Here is an 18,890-nt window from a genome sequence, read left to right on the forward strand (position 1 = left end):
CGGATGATGCACAAACCAACTGAGTCGTCAGTCATTCTCCGGCTTCGGCGGGGGCACCGGGTTCGGCAGCGCGCCACCGAAGCGGCGGTCCCGCTGGGCGTAGAGCTCGCAGGCGTACCAGAGGTGGCGGCGGTCGAAGTCCGGCCAGAGCGTGTCCAGGTAGACCAGTTCGGCGTAGGCGGACTGCCAGAGCAGGAAGTTCGAGATGCGCTGCTCCCCGGACGGGCGCAGGAACAGGTCGACCTCCGGCACCTCGGGGTGGTAGAGGTACTTCGCCAGCAGCTTCTCGTTGACCTTCTCCGGCTTGACCCGGCCGGCGGCCACGTCGCGCGCGATCGCCTGCGCCGCGTCCGCGATCTCCGCCTGACCGCCGTAGTTCACGCAGAACTGCAGCGTCAGCGTGGTGTTCTTCCGGGACATCTCCTCGGCCGTGGTCAGCTCGCCGATCACGCTCTTCCACAGCCGGCCGGCCCGGCCGGACCAGACCACGCGCACGCCCAGGTCGACCAGCTCGTCCCGGCGGCGGTGGATGACGTCGCGGTTGAAGCCCATCAGGAAACGCACCTCGTCCGGCGAGCGCCGCCAGTTCTCCGTGGAGAACGCGTACGCCGACAGGTACGGGATGCCCAGCTCGATCGCGCCCTCGATGGTGTCGAACAGCGAGTGCTCGCCCGCCTCGTGCCCCTTGGTCCGGGCCAGGCCGCGCTCCTTGGCCCACCGGCCGTTGCCGTCCATCACGATCGCCACGTGCTTCGGCAGCGAGTCCGCGGGCAGCGACGGCGGACGCGCACCGGACGGGTGCGGCGTGGGCGGGCGGACGGGCGCCGTACTGCGCCGGGTGAGGGCACGCATGATATGTCGGTTTCCTAACTAACTGCGGTCGACCAGCGGCAGGGAGCGTAACCCGCGCTCCAAATGCCACTGCAGGTGCGCCGCCACCAGGCCGCTGCACTCGCGCTGGTGGGAGGGGTCCGCGCCGTCCGCCGTCCGCCAGTCGCCCTTGGCCAGCGCGCTCATCAGCTCCAGCGTGGCCGGCGCGGGGTGCGCGGCGCCGGGCGGGCGGCAGTCCGGGCAGACGCTTCCCCCGGCCGGTACGGAGAACGCGCGGTGCGTGCCGGGCTCGCCGCAGACCGCGCACTCGGTGATCGCCGGCGCCCAGCCCGCCAGGCCCATGCCGCGCAGCAGGTAGGCGTCCAGCACCAGGGTGGCCAGGTGCTCGCCCGCGGCCAGCGCGCGCATCGCGCCGAGCGTGAGCTGGAACATGCGCAGCGACGGCTCCCGCTCCACCGGCGTGAGCCGTTCCGCGGTCTCCGCCACCGCGCTCGCGGCCGTGTAGCGCGGATAGTCGGCCAGGAACCGCTTGCCGTACAGCTCGACGGCCTCGACCTGGCTGACCGTGTGCAGGCCGCCGCCGTGGTCCTTGGGGTCGCCGGCCAACTGCAGGTCGACGTGACCGAACGGCTCCAGCCGCGCACCGAACCGGGAGGTGGTGCGCCGCACGCCCCGGGCGACGGCGCGCAGCCGGCCGTGGTGCCGGGTCAGCAGCGTGATGATCCGGTCCGACTCGCCCAGCTTCTGCACGCGCAGCACGAGTCCGTCGTCGCGGTAGAGCTGCCGGGGTATGCGGGCCACCCTCCCATTCTGCCCCCTGAGCACTATCAGGGAGTTCTCAGGGGAAAGCTTGGATCCGGGGTACGGGACGCGCGCACTACGGTCGGGGGCATGACCAGACGTACCACGGCGGTGGCCGGGATCGCGGTGCTCGCCGCGCTCAGCGCCGGCTGTGACCCGCGGAACCTCCGCGAGATGGAGTTCCGGACCACGGAGACGGTCGGTATCACCGAGGTGCGCATCGTCGGCGGCGACGGTGGCGACGTGATCGTGACCACCGCCGACCGCACGGACACCCAGGTCGACCGCGTGGTGCACTACAGCACCGCGACCGCGCCGGACACCGCGTACCGGATCGAGGGCACCGCGCTGGTGATCGACGCGGACTGCGGCCCGCAGTGCGGCGTCGACTACACGGTCAGCGCGCCGCGCGGCGTGCGGGTCACCGGCCGCAGCGACTCCGGCGACGTGCGGCTGACCGGCGTCGGCGCCGTGGACCTGAAGGTCGACTCGGGCTCGCTCACGGCCGACGGCGTGTCCGGCCCGGTCCGCGTCGAGTCGGACTCCGGCGACGTACGGCTGGCGAACGTGACCGGCACGACCGACCTGCGTGTGCAGTCCGGGACGCTGGAGGGCCGCGGGCTGGCCGGCACGGTGACCGCGGCCGTCGAGTCCGGGGACGCGGACCTGGCGCTCGCCGCGCCCGCCTCGGTCACCGTGACCGTGGACAGCGGCGATCTGACGCTGCGGGTGCCGGACGGGAAGTACCGGGTGCGCACCGCCGCCGACTCCGGGCAGGTGGACGTGGGCATCGACAACGACCCGGCCGCCACCGCCGTGCTGGACCTACGCGCGGACAGCGGCGACCTGAACGTCTTGCGCGGCTGAGACCAGCACCTCCTCCGCTGGCAGCGGCTTGCGGGGCCGCACCGGCACGGCGCCGCCCGGGATCAGCTCGGGGCGGCGCCGGGCCGCGACGTCCTCGATCCAGCCGAACGCGGCGACCGCCACCGCGAGCAGCAGCAGCACGGCCGCGAGCTTGACCGTGACCGCCGGCGCGCCGGTCTGCGGCCAGCCGAAGCGGGTCGCCACCCAGCCGAGCCCCACGATGATCGGTACGTGCCAGAGGTAGATGGTCAGCGCGCGGCTGTTGAGCAGCGTGACCAGCCGGTCGAGGCGCGGGCGGCGGCTGAGCCAGGGCAGCGCGTCCGGCGCCAGGCCGAGCGCGATCAGCACGAACGCGGTGGACCAGAGCGCGTTGCCGATCCGGATGTCGTTGAGGTCGTATCCGCGCGGGCCCGGATGGGTGAGGAACCAGGCCGCGCCCGCGACCGCCAGCACGCCCGCGATCGGCACGAGCCGGCGCCAGGTGAGGCGGCGCAGCATGCCGTCGTGGTGGGCGAAGCCGAGCAGCCAGGCGCCGAAGTAGAGCCCGATGTCGCGCAGCACGTAGTTGTCGATCGCGACCAGCTTCAGCTCGGTGACGACCAGCAGCACGAACGGCGCGGCCAGCGTGGGCAGCGGGAACCGGCGGAACAGCGGGAGTGCCAGCGGGGAGAGCGCGACGAACCATAGGAAGTCGCGCAGGTACCAGTTGGCGGAGAGCGCGGCCAGCCCCAGGCCGCTGGCCGGCGGGTCGATGAACGGCGCCACCCAGAACAGGATGCGCCAGTCCCAGTCGAGCCCGGTGGCCAGCATGACCGGCAGGAAGATCGCCATCACGGCCCAGAGCGAGGGCAGCAGCCGGCGCATGCGGCGGCCGATCGCGGAGACGCCGAAACGATCGACCGAGGCGGCCATGAGCGAGCCGCCCAGCGCGAACATCACCGACATCGCGGGCAGGACGACGGTCAGCGCGGCCAGACCGGTGACGTGATAAACGACCACCCGGAGGACGGCGGCCGCACGCAAAAGGTCGAGATATCGATTTCTCATCTACCCAAGCCTGGTCGGGCCCGGCGCGGTCCGCCCCGGACGGGAATCAGCAACGGGAAGCCGGTGAGCCTTTACCCCGAAAGGGCGACCGTCGAACCGTGGGCCGCGCCCCGGTTCAGACGGACAAAATGCTCCAAAATGCTGCGGAAGGCTCCATTTACGCGCATCACGGCAAGCCTACCGGGGTACGGATGAGTAACCACGGACGGGCGGAGTGGACAAGAACACTCCTACCCGCCCGAACCGTTATAGAGATCGTTTCGTGCGCGAAATGCGCATAGACGCAGCTAAAAGCCCAGGCGGCGGAGCTGTTTCGGGTCGCGCTGCCACTCCTTGGCCACGCGAACGTGCAGGTCCAGGTAGATCCGGCGGCCGAGCAGCTTCTCGATCTCCACCCGGGCGCGCGTGCCGACCTCCTTGAGCCGGCTGCCCTTCGCCCCGATCATGATGGCCTTCTGGCTGGAGCGCTCGACGTACACGTCCGCGTAGACGCGCAGCACCGACTCCTCCTCCACCATCTCCTCGACCAGGACCGCGATCGAGTGCGGCAGTTCGTCCCGCACGCCCTCCAGCGCGGACTCGCGGATGAGCTCGCCGATCAGCACGCGCTCCGGCTCGTCGGTGAGGATGTCGTCCGGGTAGAGCTGCGGGGACTCCGGCAGGTACTTCGCCATCACGTCGGTGAGCGTGCCGACCTGGTCGCCGGAGACCGCGCTGACCGGCACGATCTCCGCGAAGTCGCCCAGCTCGTGCACGGCCAGCAACTGCTCGGCGAGCTGCTTCTTGGAGACCAGGTCGGTCTTGGTGACCACGGCCAGCACGGTCGCCTTCAGCTCCGCGATCTCGCCGGTGATGAACCGGTCGCCGCGGCCCACCGGCTCGTCCGCCGGGATGCACAGGCCGATCACGTCGACCTCGCTCCACGTGGTGCGGACCAGGTCGTTCAGCCGCTCACCGAGCAGCGTGCGCGGCCGGTGCAACCCCGGCGTGTCGACCAGCACGATCTGGCCGTCCGGCCGGTGCAGCACGCCGCGGATGACGTGCCGGGTGGTCTGCGGCTTGCTCGACGTGATGGCGATCTTCTGCCCGATGATCGCGTTGGTCAGCGTGGACTTGCCCGCGTTCGGCCGGCCCACGAAGCAGGCGAAGCCCGCCCGGTACGCCGCCCTCATTCCACGACCGTGCCGAGGACGGTGCCGTCCGGGCCGGCCACCACGATCGGTGCGTCCGCGGCCAGGTCGCGCACGGCCGCGTGCCCGGAGCCGTCCAGCGCGGACGCCTCGGTCACCACGGCCGCCGCCTCCAGCCGGGTCGCGCCGGCGGCGACCGCGGACGCGACCGCCAGCTGCAACGCGGTGATCGCCAGGGACGGCAGCGCCACGGTGGCGGCCGCGTACGTCCGGCCGTCCTGATCCCGCACGGCCGCGCCCTCCACGGCGCCGGCCCGGGCCCGCGCGCTGCGCGCCAGCGTCACCAGTTTCGCGTCCTCGGCGGCGAGCGTCACCTCCCCGGCCGGGGCCGGTACGGCGGTCATGGTGGGCTCAGGCATCAGCGGTCTGCCTCTCGTCGGCGCTCGTGTCGTCCTCGGCGGCTGCCTCGCCCGCGGGCCCGTCCTCGGGCGCGCGGCGCACCAGGACCGAGTCGATCCGGTTCCGCCGGCCCGTGGTGCCCTCGGCGACCAGGCGCAGCCCGCCCACATTAGCGGTCGCGCCCGGGATCGGGACGCGGCCCAGCGCCTGGGCGAGCAGGCCGCCCACGGTCTCGACCTCGTCCGCGGGCAGCTCGACCGCGAAGATCTCGCCCAGGTCCTCGATCGGCAGCCGGGCGGTGACCCGCACCGCGCCGTCCGCCAGCCGCTCGACCGGCGGGCGCTCGTCCACGTCGTACTCGTCGGTGATCTCGCCGACGATCTCCTCGAGGATGTCCTCGATGGTGACCAGGCCGGCCGTGCCGCCGTACTCGTCGACCACCACGACCAGGTGGGTACGGGCGGCCTGCATCTCGGAGAGCAGGTCGTCCACCGGCTTGGACTCCGGCACGAACGTGGCCTCGCGCATCAGCTCCGCGACCGGCGTGGCGTCCGCGGCCGGATCGTCGCCCTGGGTGCGGCGGATCACGTCCTTGAGGAAGATCACGCCGAGCACGTCGTCCACGCTCTCGCCGATCACCGGGATGCGGGAGAAGCCGGAGCGCATGAAGAGCATCAGTGACTGCCGCAGGCTCTTGTGGCCCTCGATCCACACCATCTCGGTGCGCGGCACCATCACCTCGCGCGCGATCGTGTCGCCCAGCCCGAAGACCGAGTGGATCATCTCGCGCTCGCCGTGCTCCACCACGCCGCGCTGCTCGGCCAGGTCGACCAGTTCGCGCAGCTCCACCTGGCTGGCGAACGGGCCCTCGCGGAAACCCTTGCCGGGGGTGAGCGCGTTGCCGATCAAGATGAACAGCGACGCGAGCGGGTTGAGCGCGCGGCCCAGCCAGCGCACCAGCGGCGCGGTGGCGCGGCCCACCGCGTACGCGTGCTGGCGGCCGACCGTGCGCGGGGCCACGCCGACCGCGATGAAGCTCACCACGGTCATCGCGCCCGCGGTGATCAGCGCGGCCCGCCACCCGGCGCCGAACGTGTCCACCGCGACCAGCGCCACCAGCGTGGTGGCGGTCAGCTCGGAGAGCAGCCGCAGCAGCAGCAACAGGTTGATGTGCCGGGCGGCGTCCGACGCCACGATCTGCAGCGTGTGCGCCCCCCGCGCGCCCTCCCGGGCCTGTTCCGCGGCGCGCGCGGGCGAGACCGCCGCCAGCGCCGCCTCGGTCATCGCGAAGACCCCCGCGAGGACGACCAGCCCGGCCGCGATGAACAGCAGCTGGAGGTCGGGTAGCCCCGCGGGGACGGCCGATGCGGCGAGCATCAGGAGGGTTCTTTCGCCGATCGGCGCTGGGCCTGCCACCCGCTGAGCAGGCGGGCCTGGAGGCCGAACATCTCCCGCTCCTCCTCCGGCTCCGCGTGGTCGTAGCCGAGCAGGTGGAGCGCGCCGTGCACGGTGAGCAGGTGCATCTCGTCCGCGGCGGTGTGCCCCGCGGTGACCGCCTGCTTGGCCGCCACCTCCGGGCAGAGCACGATGTCGCCGAGGAGCGCGGGCTCGGTGCCGGACGACTCGCCCGGCCCGTGGTCCACGCTCCCCTCGTCCATCGGGAAGGCGAGCACGTCGGTGGGGCCGTCGCCGCCCATCCACCGGTGGTTCAGCTCCGACATGTACTCGATGTCGACGAGCAGGATGGACAGCTCGGCGAGCGGATTCACACCCATCTCGTCGAGGGCGTGCCGCGCCACGTCCAGGATGGCATCGGTGTCGACGTCGACCCCGGACTCGTTGGCGATCTCGATGGACACTGCGGTTGTCGTCTCTTTCCCTGTTTCCCGTTGCCGTGCTCAGCGCCGGCGGCCGGCGCGGCCGTGCACGTTGGCGGTGCGGACCTGTCCTGCCTGGTCCTGGTCGGCGTCCCACTTCGCGTACGCGTCGACGATGTCGCCGACCAGGCGGTGACGCACCACGTCGGCGCTGCCCAGCTGCGCGAAGTGAACGTCCTCGACGCCGTCCAGGATCTCACGCACGGTACGCAGCCCGCTGGTGGTGCCCCCGGGGAGGTCCACCTGCGTGACGTCGCCGGTCACCACGATCTTCGAGCCGAAGCCGAGCCGGGTGAGGAACATCTTCATCTGCTCGGGCGTGGTGTTCTGCGCCTCGTCGAGGATGATGAACGCGTCGTTGAGCGTGCGACCGCGCATGTACGCCAGCGGCGCGACCTCGATCGTGCCGGCCTGCATCAGGCGCGGGATCGACTCCGGGTCGAGCATGTCGTGCAGCGCGTCGTAGAGCGGCCGCAGGTACGGATCGATCTTCTCGTTCAGCGTGCCGGGCAGGAAGCCGAGCCGCTCGCCCGCCTCGACCGCCGGCCGGGTGAGGATGATCCGGTTGACCTGCTTGGCCTGCAGCGCCTGGACCGCCTTCGCCATCGCCAGGTACGTCTTACCGGTACCGGCCGGGCCGATGCCGAAGACGATGGTGTTGGCGTCGATCGAGTCCACGTACCGCTTCTGGCCCAGCGTCTTCGGCCGGATGGTCCGGCCGCGCCGGGACAGGATGTTGAGCGTCAGCACGTCGGCCGGCCGCTCGGCGGTGCCCTGCTGGAGCATGCCGACGGTGCGCCGCACCGCGTCCACCGTGAGCGTCTCGCCCTTCTCGATCAACTCGACGAGCTCGGCGAAGAGGCGCTCGGCGAGCGCGTTGTCGGCGGGGGCGCCGGTGATGGTGATCTCGTTGCCGCGGACGTGCACGTCACACGCGGGCAGTGAACGCTCGATGAGCCGGAGGATCTCGTCGCCCGGGCCGAGCAGGTTCACCATGATCTTCGAGTCGGAGACCGTGATCTTGGTCTGCGCCCGGGCGTTTCCCGGGTTTGGTGTGCCGGTCATAGTGCGGCCCGCGGGCCTCCGCCACCTGCTTCCGATCTTGATGCCGCACCCCGTCGGCGCGGCGGGCGAGTAGCTGCCATCGTATCGGGTCAACGCCGGAGGCACCGACGCCATTTCCCCGGGTGGCACGCCGGTTTCGGCGCCCGAAGATCACTCGCAGTATCCGACCGATCACGGTGACGGATGCAATTAGCTGCACCATCCATGCACTTCCCGTGCATGGATAACGATTCAGTCGAGATTTCCATCGGGTTACTGCGCGACCACTCAGCCGACGACAGTATTCGATCGCCGTACGGCGCAATTCGACGTTCCTTGCTCGGGAAACAATCCTTTCCGAATGGAGTCCGGCATGGCCGATGACTTCTATGGCCGCGCGCCATATTCAAGATCAGCACGATCATCCGGGTCACGATCACGATCACGACCGGATCGGTACGTACACCCCGACGGCCGCACCGGCACGGCCGACGAGGAGCGCCCCGACTCGAGCCCGTGGCACTGGCTGCTCTGGGTGCCGATCGTGATCCCGCTGATGCCGGTGCTCTACAACGACATGAACCCGCGGTTCCTCGGGCTGCCGTTCTACTACTGGTCCCAGCTGGCCTTCGCGGGGCTGGCCTCCCTGGTCATCACGGTGGTGCACCTCGCCACGAAGGACCGGTGACGATTCCGATGCCGTCCTTCGCCGACAACCAGACCCAATTCTGGATCTTCGCTTTCGTCTTCGGCGTCGTAACGATCATGGGATTCGCGGCGGGCCGGTGGCGCCGCCCCGCCTCCATTCACACGCTGGAGGAATGGGGGCTCGGTGGCCGCGCGTTCGGCAACTGGGTCACGTTCTTCCTGCTGAGCGGCGATGTCTACACCGCCTACACGTTCGTGGCCGTGCCCACGCTGGTGTACGGTCTCGGCGCCGCCGGCTTCTTCCCGGCGCCGTTCCTGGTGATCGTCTACCCGATGCTGTTCGTGGTGCTCAGCCGCTTCTGGTCGGTCTGCCACGTGCACGGCTTCGTCACCCCGGCCGAGTTCGTCCGGGCCCGGTTCGGCTCACGCGGGCTGGGCGCGCTGGTCGCGGTGCTGGGCATCACGGCCACCATGCCGTACATCGCGGTGCAGCTGATCGGCATCGAGGCGGTCTTCACCGTGATGGGCCTGCCCGGCGGGTGGCCGCTGACCGCCGCGTTCGTGGTGCTGGCGCTCTACACGTTCAACTCCGGGCTGCGCGCGCCGGCGCTGATCTCCATCGTGAAGGACGCGCTGGTCGTCTGGACCGTGCTGGCCGCGTTCATCATCGTCAGCTCGAACGCCAACGGCTGGGACGGCGTCTTCCGGGTCGCGGAGGCCCGGTTCGCCTCCACGCCGCGCACCGACGACGGACTGCTGCTGGACGGGCACGACCAGCTCAGCTACGTCACGCTCGCGCTCGGCTCGGCCGTCGCGCTGTTCCTCTACCCGCACACGCTCACCGGCGTGCTCGCCGCCCGAAACCGCGGTGTGCTGCGGCGCAACCTCGCCGCGCTACCGCTCTACACGCTCACCCTCGGCGTGCTCATGCTGCTCGGCTTCGCGGCGATCTTCAGCGGGATCGAGCCGGTCGGCGGCGACCGCAACACGGTGGTGCCGCTCTGGTTCAACTCCGCCTTCCCGGAGTGGTGCGCGGGCCTGGCGTTCGCCGCGATCGGCGTCGGCGCGATGGTGCCCGCCGCGATCATGTCGATCGCCGCGGCGAACCTGTTCACCCGGAACATCTACCGCGAGTACATCCGGCCGGACGCCAGCGAGGCGGAGGAGACCACGGTCAGCAAGATCGCCTCGCTGACCGTGAAGTTCGGCGCCGTGCTCGTGATCCTGCTGCTCAACACGCAGTTCGCGGTGGACCTCCAGCTCATCGGCGGCGTCGTGATCATGCAGACGCTGCCGGCCGTGGCGATCGGCCTGTACACGAGCTGGCTGCACCGCTGGGCGCTGATCGCCGGCATCGGCGCCGGGCTGGTGGCCGGGCTGGCGATGCTGTACCAGATCCCGCAGGTGGGCGGGCCGGACGGCGCCACGGTGATCCGCGAGCACTTCGGCGGGTCGGCCTGGCCGCTGGCCAACCTCGGCCTGGACACGGAGAGCAGCATCTACGTCGGCGTGGTGGCACTCGCGGTGAACCTGCTGGTCGCGGCCGTCCTGACGCCGGTGCTGCGCGGCATCGACCGCAACGGCGGCGCGGACCGCACGCGGCCCCGCGACTACACGGCGGACGAGGGCGACCCGACGGTGCGCCGGATGAGCGAGCTGGTCGACGGCGGCACCGACACCGAGGGGCGCGAGCACCCGCTCCTGGTGCCGCGGCAGACCCGGTACACGCCGGCGACCACGTACCGACGGCGATGAATACCTCGGCGGTGGGTCGTCACAGTGCGTGACGGCCCACCGCCGGCCCGGCATTCGATGTCCGTCATTCGTCTCTTCGCGTCGACTTCGCGCGTCCGGCAGCTACAATCGCGCCACCGCCGCCACCCCGGCCGGCGGCATGGCCTGCGGTGACGGCCGGAGCACGGGGAGGTAGGGGCATGGGCGAGGCGGGCTGGGCGGGCCTGCTGACCGCGGTTCACGACGCACTGTTCGCATGCGATCGGGAGACGCGGTTCGCACTGGCCGGCACCGACAGGCGACTGTGGCTCACCGTGCGTGCGGACTCCGTGACGGCGGAGATCCCGGCGTACGACCCGGCGATGCTGACCGAGCTGGACTGGCGCCCACCGGCGCCGGGGCAGGGCGTGTGGACCTACGAGGTGCCGCGCACGGTCGAGCACGTGGAGTGGCTGTGCCGGTTCGCGGTGCACGGCGCGAGCCTGCTGATCACGCCGGACCCGGGCACGCTGACGTTCTACGAGTCGGACCCGGAGGCGGACCCCACGCCGGCGCCGGTGCTGACCGTGGTGCCGGACCTCGCGCCGGAGCCGTCCGCCCCCGAGCCGCCCGAGCCGCCCGCGCCCGAGCCGGCTGCCACGCTCACGGTCGTGCCGGAGCCGGCGGAGGCGCCGCCGGCGTCCGCGGCGTTGACCCTGGTGCCGGAGCCGGAGTTCATCGTCGTGCCGGAGGCGGAGGCCACGCTCGCGCTGCCGGTGGCGGTGCGGACGGCCCCCGTACCGCCGGCGCCGTTGACCGTGGTGCCGGAACCGGAGGCCGCGCCGGTGTGGCCGGAGGACCCGCTGGCCGCGCTGCGCGCCGTGCTGTCCGACGCGGTCGCGTCGCGCGACCTGACCGGGTACGTGTCCGCGCTGCGCACGGCCGCGGTCTCCATGCCGCTGCTGGACGACCCGTCGCCGGAGACCGGCGTCCGCCCGGCCGTGGTGCGCGGCGCGGACAACGCGATCTTCCTGCCCGTCTTCACCTCGCCGGACGGGCTGGCCGAGTTCGCCGGAATCGGCGTGCCGTTCCTCACCGTCTCCTTCGACGACCTGCTCAACGACTGGCCGGAGCCGGACTGGGGCATGATCGTCGACCCGCGGGCGGAGTGGACGCTCACGCTGACCGCGGGCTCGCTGGCCGAGCTGCGCGCGTTCACCGCACCGGCCGGCACGCTCCCGGAGGCCGCGGCCGGCTGAGCCGCGGGCGTCCCCCGGCGCCGCCGCGGGACGCCCGGCCGGTCACGAGACGCCGTCGAACGTCTCCTGGGTGCGGGTGAAGCGGTAGGTCGCCCAGTGCATGCGGACCACCGTGCCGGTCTCGTCGCGGGTGAGCCGCAGCAGCTCGCCCACCTCCCGGCCGGAGACGGTGCGGAGCACGTCCGCGCGGTCCGGCAGCGGTGTGAAGATCGCCGGGGGCCGGTCGGCCGGCGCGTCCGGGTAGCGGGCCTGAAGCGTGCCGCCGTGCCAGGAGAACACGTGCTGGAAGCCCTCGGCGAACCACGGGCCCAGCACCGAGCGGTACGCCTCCGGGACCGGCGGGCCCGGCCGCCACGGCGTGATCTCCGCCGGGTCGGACTCCACCGCCGCGCTCAGCAGCGTGTGCGACAGCTCGTGCGTCACGTCCGCGGTCCCGGACGAGCCGAGCACGGCCACGCCCATCGCGCCGGGCGTGCCCGGGCCGCCGCGCCGGCCGTACACGCTGGCCAGGAAGCCGGGCATGGCGCCGTCGTGGCCCACGTGCACGATCCGCGGGCCGGGCTGGAAGAGGATCAGGCCCAGTCCGATCGAGCGCGCCCAGACCGTCTCGTCCCACGGCGTGGCCGGCCAGCGCATCTCGTCCAGCGTGGCCGGCGCCAGCACCCGCCCGGCCGGGTCGATCGCGGCCGGGTCGGCCAGGAACGCCGCCCACCGCGCCATGTCCGCGGCCGTGCTCCACAGCTGCGCGGCCGGGCCCGCCGCGCGCATGTCGAACGGCGGCTCCGGGCGCGCGGTGTCCGAGTACAGGTCGACCAGGTAGCCAACCGCGGCCCGCTCCGGCCGGTCGACCGTGGTGGCGTGCAGGCGCAGCGGGCGCAGCACCCGGTCGTGCAGCACCTCGGCCCAGGTTCCGCCGCGGCGCCGGGCCACCACCTGGCCGAGCAGTGCCAGGCCCAGGTTCGAGTAGTGGAAACGGCGGCCGGGCGGCAGCACCCGCTCGGCCCGGGCCAGCTCGGCCAGCAGCGCGCCGGTCTCCGGCGTGACCAGCGTGTCCCACACGTCTCCCCACGGCTCGCGCTGCAGGCCGGACGTGTGCGACAGCAGCCGGCGGATGGTCAGCTCGCCGTGCGCGGGCACGTCCAGGTGCCGGCCCAGCGGGTCGTCCAGGTCGAGCAGGCCGTCGTCACGGGCCTGGAGCACGAGCACCGCGGTCAGCGTCTTGGTGACCGAGCCGATCCGGAACCGGGTGTCGTCGTTCAGCGGGCGGTCCGTGCCCGAGGTGCCGATCGCGGCCGTCCAGAGCGGACGGTCCGCGCGGTGCAGCGCGACCTGGAGCGCGGGAATCCGGCCCTCGGCCTGCGCCGCCTGTACCAGACGGAGCAGCGAGGTCACCGAGGGCTCAGCATCGGGCCGAGCGGGGCGCCGCCGACCACGTGCGCGTGCACGTGGAAGACCTCCTGCCCGCCGTACCCGCCGGTATTGAAGATCGTCCGGAAGCCGTCCGTGAGCAGCCCCTCGGACCGGGCCACCGCCGCGGCCGCGGCCAGCACCTCGCCGGCCAGCCCGGCGTCCGCCAGCGCGAGCGCGGCGACGTCGGCGTGATGCTCCTTCGGGATCACCAGGACGTGCACCGGCGCCTTCGGGCCGATGTCGCGGAAGGCCAGCGTGGTCTCGGTCTCGTGCACCACGTCGGCCGGGATGTCCCCGGCCACGATCTTGCAGAACAGGCAGTCAGCGCTCATCCGGAAATCTTAGAGATGCCCGGGCGGCGGAGCTGACAGGATCGGACGGTCGGCGAACACGAGGCGAGGGCGGTGCGGGCATGTCGGACGACGCGCGGCGGGAGGAGGCGGTCGAGCGCGCGGTGGCGCGGCTCGGCGTCGAGGACAAGGTGCGGCTACTGTCCGGCCAGGACTTCTGGGCGCTCCCCGCGCTGCCGGAGATCGGGCTCGCGTCGCTGGTCATGTCCGACGGGCCGGTCGGCGTGCGCGGCACCGGCTGGGCGCCGGACGACCCGTCGGTGGTGCTGCCCAGCCCGACCGCGCTGGCCGCGACCTGGGACGTGGAGCTGGCCCGCACGGCCGGCCGGATGCTCGGCCAGGAGTGCCGGCGCAAGGGCGTGCACGTTCTGCTGGCGCCGACCGTCAACCTGCACCGATCCCCGCTGGGCGGCCGGCACTTCGAGTGCTACTCGGAAGATCCGCTGCTCACCGGCGAGGTCGGGGCCGCGTACGTGACCGGCGTGCAGGACCAGGGCGTCGGCACCACGGTCAAGCACTTCGTCGGCAACGACTCCGAGACCGATCGGATGAGCGTGGACGTGCGCATCGGCGAGCGCGCGCTGCGTGAGCTGTACCTGGCGCCGTTCGCGCGGATCACGGCCGCGGGCGCGTGGGGCGCGATGGCCGCGTACAACACGGTCAACGGGCTGACCATGACCGAGCACGGCCCGCTGCAGAACGACGTGCTCAAGCGCGAGTGGGGCTGGGACGGCGCGATCGTCTCCGACTGGACCGCGGCGCGCAGCACGGTGGCGAGCGCGCTCGGCGGTCTCGACGTGGTGATGCCCGCGTTCGGCGACCCGTGGGGGCCGGCCCTGCTGCGTGCCGTGCGCGCCGGCGAGGTACCGGAGAAGGTCCTGGACGACAAGGTACGCCGGGTGCTGCGCCTCGCGGCCCGGGTCGGCATCCTGGACGGCGCGCCCGGAGTCCGGCCGTCGCTGCCCGCGCTGGACGGCGCCCAGGTGGCCCGGGAGATCGCGACCCGGTCGTTCGTGCTGGCCCGCAACGAGCGGAACCTGCTGCCGCTGGACGGCGGCGAGCTGCGCAGGGTGGCGCTGCTGGGCGCGCTCGCGGCGGACGCGCGGGTGCTCGGCGGCGGCAGCGCGCAGGTGTTCCCGCCGTACGTGATCTCGCCGCGCGACGGGCTGGCCGCGGCGCTGCCCGGCGCGTCCGTGGTCTATGCGCCGGGCGCCGACCCGCGTCCGCACCTGCCCGCCCTCGCCTGCGACGGCCTGACCGCCACGCTGCGCGGGTCCGGCTTCCGGGTGTTGCACAGCACGCCGCTGCCGGTCGCGACCGTACGGTGGATGGGCGCGCCGCCGTCCGGCGTGGACCCGGACGCGCTCTCCACCGTGGAGATCACCGGCCGGCTCACTCCACCGGCCTCCGGCGTGCACGAGCTGTCGATCATCGGGTTCGGGCAGGTCGTGCTGCGGGTGGCCGGCGACGTGATCTTCGAGGGCGCGGTCTTCGCGGACGACGCGGACCCGGAGACGGTGTTCCACGAGTCGGTCGAGCGCCGTTTCCCGGTGCCGCTGACCGCCGGTGAGGCGGTCGACGTGTCGCTGACGCTGGAGGTGCGGCCCGCCGTCGCCGGCTTCGTCAACGTCGGCCTCGGGTACGCGCCGCCCGGCCCCTCCCCCGACGAGCTGCTCGACCGGGCCGTCGCCGCCGCCCGCGACGCGGACGTGGCCGTGGTCGTGGTCGGCACCACCGAGGAGGTCGAGTCCGAGGGTTTCGACCGCACCACGCTCGCGCTCCCCGGCCGCCAGGACGAGTTGGTCCGCCGCGTGGCCGCCGCCAACCCGCGCACGATCGTGGTGGTGAACGCCGGCTCGCCGGTGCTGATGCCGTGGCTGGACGAGGTGCCGGCCGTGCTGCTCACCTGGTTCCCCGGTCAGGAGGCCGGCGCCGCGCTCGCCGACGTGCTGCTCGGCCTGGCCGAGCCCGGCGGCCGGCTGCCCACCACCTGGCCGCGCCGCGACGAGGACGCGCTCTCCACGACGCCGTCCGGCGGCATCCTCGCCTACGAGGAGGGCGTCTTCGTCGGTTACCGGTCCGGCACCGCCGCCGCGCCGCTGTTCCCGTTCGGGCACGGGCTGGGCTACACCACGTGGTCGTACGAGTCGATCGCGGTCGAGACCGACCCCGCGCACGCCGGCACCGTCGTGGTCCGGCTGCGCAACACCGGCTCCCGCCCCGGCCGCGAGATCGTCCAGATCTACCTGGGCGCGGCCGTCGGCACCACGGTCGACCGCCCGGACCGCTGGCTGGCCGGCTTCGCCCCGGTGTCCGCCGCCCCCGGCCACACCGTGGAGGCCCGCATCCCGCTGCCGCCACGCGCCTTCCAGATCTGGGACGACGGCTGGCAGGCGGTCCCCGGCACCTACCGCGTCGAGGCCGCCCACTCCCTCCACGACCGCCGCCTGACCACCGAACTGAGCATCTGACCGGCCACGCCCGGCGGTCGCACGGCGTCCGGCAGGATGGGCGGGTGGGTGTGATCAAGCATGCGACCGCGAGCGTGTTCCTGTTCGGCCGCGTGGACGGTGGGTGGCGGCTGGGGTTGATCCGCCATCCGCGGTTCGGGCGGTGGATGCTGCCGGGCGGGCACGTGGAGCCGGGCGAGAACCCGGCGGAGGCCGCGCTCCGGGAGGTGCGTGAGGAGGCCGGGCTGGCCGCGACCCTGCTCGCGCCGCACGCGGGCTCGTTGCCGGGCTATCCGGCCGCGGCCCGCGTACCGGTGCCGGTGTGGATCACGGAGCAGGACGTGCCGCCGGAGAGGCGCCTGGCGTCCGCGCACGTGCACGTCGACCACCTCTACCTGGCCGTCGCCGGGAGTGCCTCGCCGACGACCGATCCGGAGCTGCCGTTCCGCTGGTACGCCCGGGAGGAGCTGTCCGGCCTGGAGATGTTCCCCGACACGCGCGGCGGGGCCGAGCTGCTGTTCCCGTTGATCGAGGAGCTCGCCGGCCCGGCCGGTCAGCCGGCGTCCGCCGGCACCTCGAAGTTGTAGAAGGCGCCGTACTCGCTCCACGTGCCGTCGGCCTTCACCGCGTAGACCATCAGGCGGTAGCGCCCCTCCGCCTCCGGCGTCCAGGTGACGGTCGCCCGGCCGTCCGCGCCGGCCGGGACCACGGCCGGCTCGCTCTCCCAGTCGAAGGAGTAGCGGTACTCGGCCACCTCGGTCCAGCCCGGCGGCGGGGAGAACGTGAACGTGCCCGGCACGCCGACGCCGCCGCCGGGTGGCCAGACGGTGTTGTCGTACACGTCGGCGCGGATGCCGGGCTCCGGGGTGAAGGCGTAGCTCCAGGTCGCCGCCATGGAGACGAAGCCGTCCGCACCGATGCCGCGGATCGTCACGTACTCGCCGTTCACCTCGGTCGCGACCAGGCTGTAGTGGGCCACACCGTCCGCGTCCGGCACGACGGTCTCGGCGGCGTTCTGGCCGCGGACGACCTCATACCGGGTGGCCGTGACGCCCGGCGCCGGGGTGATCGTGAGCTGGACCGGCCGGTTCCACTCCGGCGTGCCGCTCTCCGCCGTCACGTCCGGCATGGACCACGGCACGTTGAGGTCGTAGCGGGCCGGCGCGGAGACGTTGCCGGCGAGGTCCACCGACCGGACGAAGAGCGACATCGAGCGGTACGAGTCCGGGTTGACCGCGACGGTGGCCGTGCCGCCCGGCCTGTCGGCCCGCACCCGATCCGGCGCGTCCAGCGGGTCGGTGCACTCCCACTGGCCGTACCGACCCGGCTTGATCTCGCGCAGGCACGGCCAGGTGGTGTCCCAGTCGTACCAGTCGTACTGGAAGCCCGCGATGTCCGGGTCACCGTGGCCGTCGAGCACGAAGACCGGCTTCACGCCGGCCGGGCCCGGCGCGTCCCCCGCCGGGAAGTTGGTCGAGGTGACCACCGGCGCCGAGGGCTTGACGCCGTCCCAGGTGAAGTAGCACGTGTCCGACCAGGCCGAGGTCTCCGTCCCGTCGAGCGCCCGCGCCTGCCAGCCGTACGCCTGGTTCTGCGCCAGGTCCGCAGCCGGCACGGTGACGGTGGCGACCCGGCCGGACTCCCGCTCGGTGGAGTCCAGGTAGGTCCGGCGGGCGTCCGGGCTGCCGACCGGCCAGACCGCGAACTCGGCCGTCAATTCCTCCCCCTCGTCCGCGTCGGTCAGCCGGGCCTGCAGGGCCGCGGTGCCCATCGCCGGGTACGGCGCGGCCTTGACGCACGACCGGCCGGTGGTGAAGAGGTTGTCGCTGTCGACCGCGGGGACGGTGTTGTACGACAGCCTCAGGGCGACGTCGTTGTACCAGTTGAGCCGCCGGCCGTACGCCGGGTCGGCCTCGTGTGCGGCGGACACCCGCAGCACGAACGTGATGAGCCGCTGCCCGGCGGCGCTCGCCTCGGCGACCGCGGCGCCGACGTCGAAGCCGATCCGCGCGGTCGGGCAGTACTCCGGGGTCTGGATCTCGTCGAGCTGCGCCAGCTCGGCCGGCGCCCGATCCCAGGCGGGCGGTTCCGGGACCGGCTCGGTGCGCCACAGTTCGATGGAGCGCTTGGTGCAGTCGGCCGCGGTCCGCTCGGTGACGTAGACCGTTCCGCCGGTGACCAGCGCGCCGTCGTAGCGGGAGAGATCGAACGTCGCGTAGACGCGGGAGGTGTGGGACACCCCGGCCTCGTCCTGCCAGGTGCCCAGCGGCAGATGGGTCCGGTTGTCGTTGGGGAACGCCACACCGGGCGCGGCCGAGTCGGTCCAGCCGGTCACCACCCGTGGCGCCGAGCCGGAGTGCCAGGCGGCCGCGGCGATGCCCGGTGATCCGAGCACGACGCCGAGGCCGGCGACGATCGCCGCGACCCATGTCCTCTTCACGTGTGCTTCCTCTCCGACCGGCGGATCCGCGCCGGCCGACGAGAGTCAACTATCCGGTGTGGATCGAGAGCAAGGCCTTTGCCGGTACGCACACGGAACGTTCACGAACGGCGCAGCAGGTAGAGGTGCGAGTCGACGCCGGCGATCGGGCCGGACCAGGTGCGGGTGAAGCCGGCGCGTTCCAGCGTGCGCCAGGAGGCCACGTTCGCCGTGAACGGCGCCGCGACCACGGCCTCGAGGTGCGGGTGGCGGTCGAGTGTGGCCGGTGCGAGGTGGCGGATCGCGGCGGCGGCCAGGCCGCGGCCGGTCAGCGCGGGATCGCCGATCAGGTAGTCGATGCCGGCGGCGGGGACGGCGAACGCGCCGGTGGCGAGCAGCGCGTCGGCCCAGTCGGGGTGGTCCTCGATCAGGTAGCGCTGGATGAGGCCGACCGGGCGGCCGCCGGACTCGATGGCGAAGGCCTCGGTCGGCTCGCGGCCGGCGATCCGGTCGGCGTAACGACGGCGGACCGCGGCGGGCTCGGTCGACGCCTCCCACCAGCGGGCCACGTGCGGCTGGGCGAACCACGCGACGACCGTGTCCAGGTCGTCCACGGCCAGCGGGCGCACCGTGACGCCGGGCACG

At 72.8% G+C, this 18,890-nt stretch carries 18 protein-coding genes; 6 read left to right on the plus strand and 12 right to left on the minus strand.

Translation table 11 applies throughout. From position 1 onward, the window contains the following. Positions 1–27: 27 nt before the first annotated feature. Both J2S41_RS26740 and recO read right to left on the minus strand, forming a co-directional pair. The gene (locus J2S41_RS26740; RefSeq protein ID WP_310371600.1) at positions 28–852 is read right to left on the minus strand and encodes an isoprenyl transferase; all 825 of its coding nucleotides are present in this window, start codon (positions 850–852) and stop codon (positions 28–30) included. Positions 853–870: 18 nt separating this feature from the next. Next, complete coding sequence (recO, locus tag J2S41_RS26745) at positions 871–1,632, minus strand: DNA repair protein RecO (RefSeq protein WP_310371602.1); 762 nt, start codon at positions 1,630–1,632, stop codon at positions 871–873. A 90-nt stretch (positions 1,633–1,722) separates the two neighbouring features. On the opposite strand from recO, the gene J2S41_RS26750 reads away from it, so the two are divergent. Continuing rightward, positions 1,723–2,499 (plus strand): DUF4097 family beta strand repeat-containing protein, encoded by a 777-nt coding sequence (locus tag J2S41_RS26750; protein WP_310371604.1) that lies wholly within the window; start codon positions 1,723–1,725, stop codon positions 2,497–2,499. Here J2S41_RS26750 and J2S41_RS26755 read toward each other — a convergent pair. The 6 genes from J2S41_RS26755 to J2S41_RS26780 form a co-directional block, all read right to left on the minus strand. Further along, the gene (locus J2S41_RS26755) at positions 2,458–3,546 is read right to left on the minus strand and encodes an acyltransferase family protein (protein WP_310371606.1); all 1,089 of its coding nucleotides are present in this window, start codon (positions 3,544–3,546) and stop codon (positions 2,458–2,460) included. The genes J2S41_RS26750 and J2S41_RS26755 overlap by 42 nt on opposite strands. 287 nt (positions 3,547–3,833) lie before the next feature. Continuing rightward, entirely contained in the window at positions 3,834–4,718 is an 885-nt protein-coding gene (era, locus tag J2S41_RS26760; RefSeq protein WP_310371608.1) for a GTPase Era, read from the minus strand. Continuing rightward, entirely contained in the window at positions 4,715–5,095 is a 381-nt protein-coding gene (locus J2S41_RS26765) for a cytidine deaminase-like protein (protein ID WP_310371610.1), read from the minus strand. The genes era and J2S41_RS26765 overlap by 4 nt, the downstream gene beginning before the upstream one ends. After that, positions 5,088–6,452, minus strand: coding sequence for a hemolysin family protein (locus J2S41_RS26770; protein WP_310371612.1), 1,365 nt, complete (start codon positions 6,450–6,452; stop codon positions 5,088–5,090). Before J2S41_RS26770 ends, J2S41_RS26765 begins: the two co-directional genes overlap by 8 nt. Continuing rightward, positions 6,452–6,934, minus strand: a complete 483-nt coding sequence (gene ybeY, locus J2S41_RS26775) for an rRNA maturation RNase YbeY (RefSeq protein WP_310371614.1) — start codon at positions 6,932–6,934, stop codon at positions 6,452–6,454. The genes J2S41_RS26770 and ybeY overlap by 1 nt, the downstream gene beginning before the upstream one ends. Before the next feature lie 39 nt (positions 6,935–6,973). After that, positions 6,974–8,017 (minus strand): PhoH family protein, encoded by a 1,044-nt coding sequence (locus J2S41_RS26780; RefSeq protein ID WP_310371615.1) that lies wholly within the window; start codon positions 8,015–8,017, stop codon positions 6,974–6,976. A 352-nt stretch (positions 8,018–8,369) separates the two neighbouring features. Between J2S41_RS26780 and J2S41_RS26785 the strand changes: the two genes are divergently transcribed. From J2S41_RS26785 to J2S41_RS26795, 3 genes are all read left to right on the plus strand, one after another. Then, entirely contained in the window at positions 8,370–8,684 is a 315-nt protein-coding gene (locus tag J2S41_RS26785) for a DUF3311 domain-containing protein (protein WP_310371616.1), read from the plus strand. An 8-nt stretch (positions 8,685–8,692) separates the two neighbouring features. Next, complete coding sequence (locus J2S41_RS26790; protein ID WP_310376553.1) at positions 8,693–10,399, plus strand: sodium:solute symporter family protein; 1,707 nt, start codon at positions 8,693–8,695, stop codon at positions 10,397–10,399. A 179-nt stretch (positions 10,400–10,578) separates the two neighbouring features. Further along, positions 10,579–11,616 (plus strand): SseB family protein, encoded by a 1,038-nt coding sequence (locus J2S41_RS26795; RefSeq protein ID WP_310371617.1) that lies wholly within the window; start codon positions 10,579–10,581, stop codon positions 11,614–11,616. Positions 11,617–11,658: 42 nt separating this feature from the next. On the opposite strand, the gene J2S41_RS26800 is transcribed toward J2S41_RS26795, so the two are convergent. Together J2S41_RS26800 and J2S41_RS26805 are read right to left on the minus strand one after the other, a co-directional pair. Then, positions 11,659–13,008, minus strand: a complete 1,350-nt coding sequence (locus J2S41_RS26800; RefSeq protein WP_310371618.1) for a serine hydrolase domain-containing protein — start codon at positions 13,006–13,008, stop codon at positions 11,659–11,661. Further along, positions 13,005–13,358 carry an HIT domain-containing protein gene (locus tag J2S41_RS26805; RefSeq protein ID WP_310371619.1) on the minus strand — a complete coding sequence of 118 codons (354 nt, stop codon included), beginning with the start codon at positions 13,356–13,358 and terminating at the stop codon, positions 13,005–13,007. Before J2S41_RS26805 ends, J2S41_RS26800 begins: the two co-directional genes overlap by 4 nt. A gap of 80 nt (positions 13,359–13,438) precedes the next feature. Here J2S41_RS26805 and J2S41_RS26810 point away from each other — a divergent pair, with 80 nt between their 5' ends. Together J2S41_RS26810 and J2S41_RS26815 are read left to right on the plus strand one after the other, a co-directional pair. After that, positions 13,439–15,847 (plus strand): beta-glucosidase, encoded by a 2,409-nt coding sequence (locus tag J2S41_RS26810; RefSeq protein WP_310371620.1) that lies wholly within the window; start codon positions 13,439–13,441, stop codon positions 15,845–15,847. Positions 15,848–15,891: 44 nt separating this feature from the next. Beyond that, a complete protein-coding gene (locus J2S41_RS26815) occupies positions 15,892–16,413 on the plus strand; it encodes an NUDIX hydrolase (RefSeq protein WP_310371622.1) in 522 nt (173 codons plus the stop codon). Here J2S41_RS26815 and J2S41_RS26820 read toward each other — a convergent pair. After that, positions 16,380–18,266 (minus strand): hypothetical protein, encoded by a 1,887-nt coding sequence (locus J2S41_RS26820; RefSeq protein WP_310371624.1) that lies wholly within the window; start codon positions 18,264–18,266, stop codon positions 16,380–16,382. The two genes, J2S41_RS26815 and J2S41_RS26820, sit on opposite strands and share 34 nt — an antisense overlap. A 101-nt stretch (positions 18,267–18,367) precedes the next feature. After that, a complete protein-coding gene (locus J2S41_RS26825; RefSeq protein ID WP_310371626.1) occupies positions 18,368–18,889 on the minus strand; it encodes a GNAT family N-acetyltransferase in 522 nt (173 codons plus the stop codon). Position 18,890: the final 1 nt, after the last annotated feature.

Origin of the sequence: Catenuloplanes atrovinosus (genome assembly GCF_031458235.1) — a bacterium.
GTDB classification, from domain to species: domain Bacteria; phylum Actinomycetota; class Actinomycetes; order Mycobacteriales; family Micromonosporaceae; genus Catenuloplanes; species Catenuloplanes atrovinosus.

Coding starts and splice junctions, on each gene's coding strand:
- J2S41_RS26765 (WP_310371610.1), bottom strand. CDS start 5,095: ATGCCTGAGCCCACCATGACCGCCGTACCGGCCCCGGCCGGGGAGGTG.
- J2S41_RS26805 (WP_310371619.1), bottom strand. CDS start 13,358: ATGAGCGCTGACTGCCTGTTCTGCAAGATCGTGGCCGGGGACATCCCG.
- era (WP_310371608.1), bottom strand. CDS start 4,718: ATGAGGGCGGCGTACCGGGCGGGCTTCGCCTGCTTCGTGGGCCGGCCG.
- J2S41_RS26755 (WP_310371606.1), bottom strand. CDS start 3,546: ATGAGAAATCGATATCTCGACCTTTTGCGTGCGGCCGCCGTCCTCCGG.
- J2S41_RS26740 (WP_310371600.1), bottom strand. CDS start 852: ATGCGTGCCCTCACCCGGCGCAGTACGGCGCCCGTCCGCCCGCCCACG.
- J2S41_RS26785 (WP_310371616.1), top strand. CDS start 8,370: ATGGCCGATGACTTCTATGGCCGCGCGCCATATTCAAGATCAGCACGA.
- J2S41_RS26770 (WP_310371612.1), bottom strand. CDS start 6,452: ATGCTCGCCGCATCGGCCGTCCCCGCGGGGCTACCCGACCTCCAGCTG.
- J2S41_RS26810 (WP_310371620.1), top strand. CDS start 13,439: ATGTCGGACGACGCGCGGCGGGAGGAGGCGGTCGAGCGCGCGGTGGCG.
- J2S41_RS26780 (WP_310371615.1), bottom strand. CDS start 8,017: ATGACCGGCACACCAAACCCGGGAAACGCCCGGGCGCAGACCAAGATC.
- J2S41_RS26790 (WP_310376553.1), top strand. CDS start 8,693: ATGCCGTCCTTCGCCGACAACCAGACCCAATTCTGGATCTTCGCTTTC.
- J2S41_RS26750 (WP_310371604.1), top strand. CDS start 1,723: ATGACCAGACGTACCACGGCGGTGGCCGGGATCGCGGTGCTCGCCGCG.
- J2S41_RS26795 (WP_310371617.1), top strand. CDS start 10,579: ATGGGCGAGGCGGGCTGGGCGGGCCTGCTGACCGCGGTTCACGACGCA.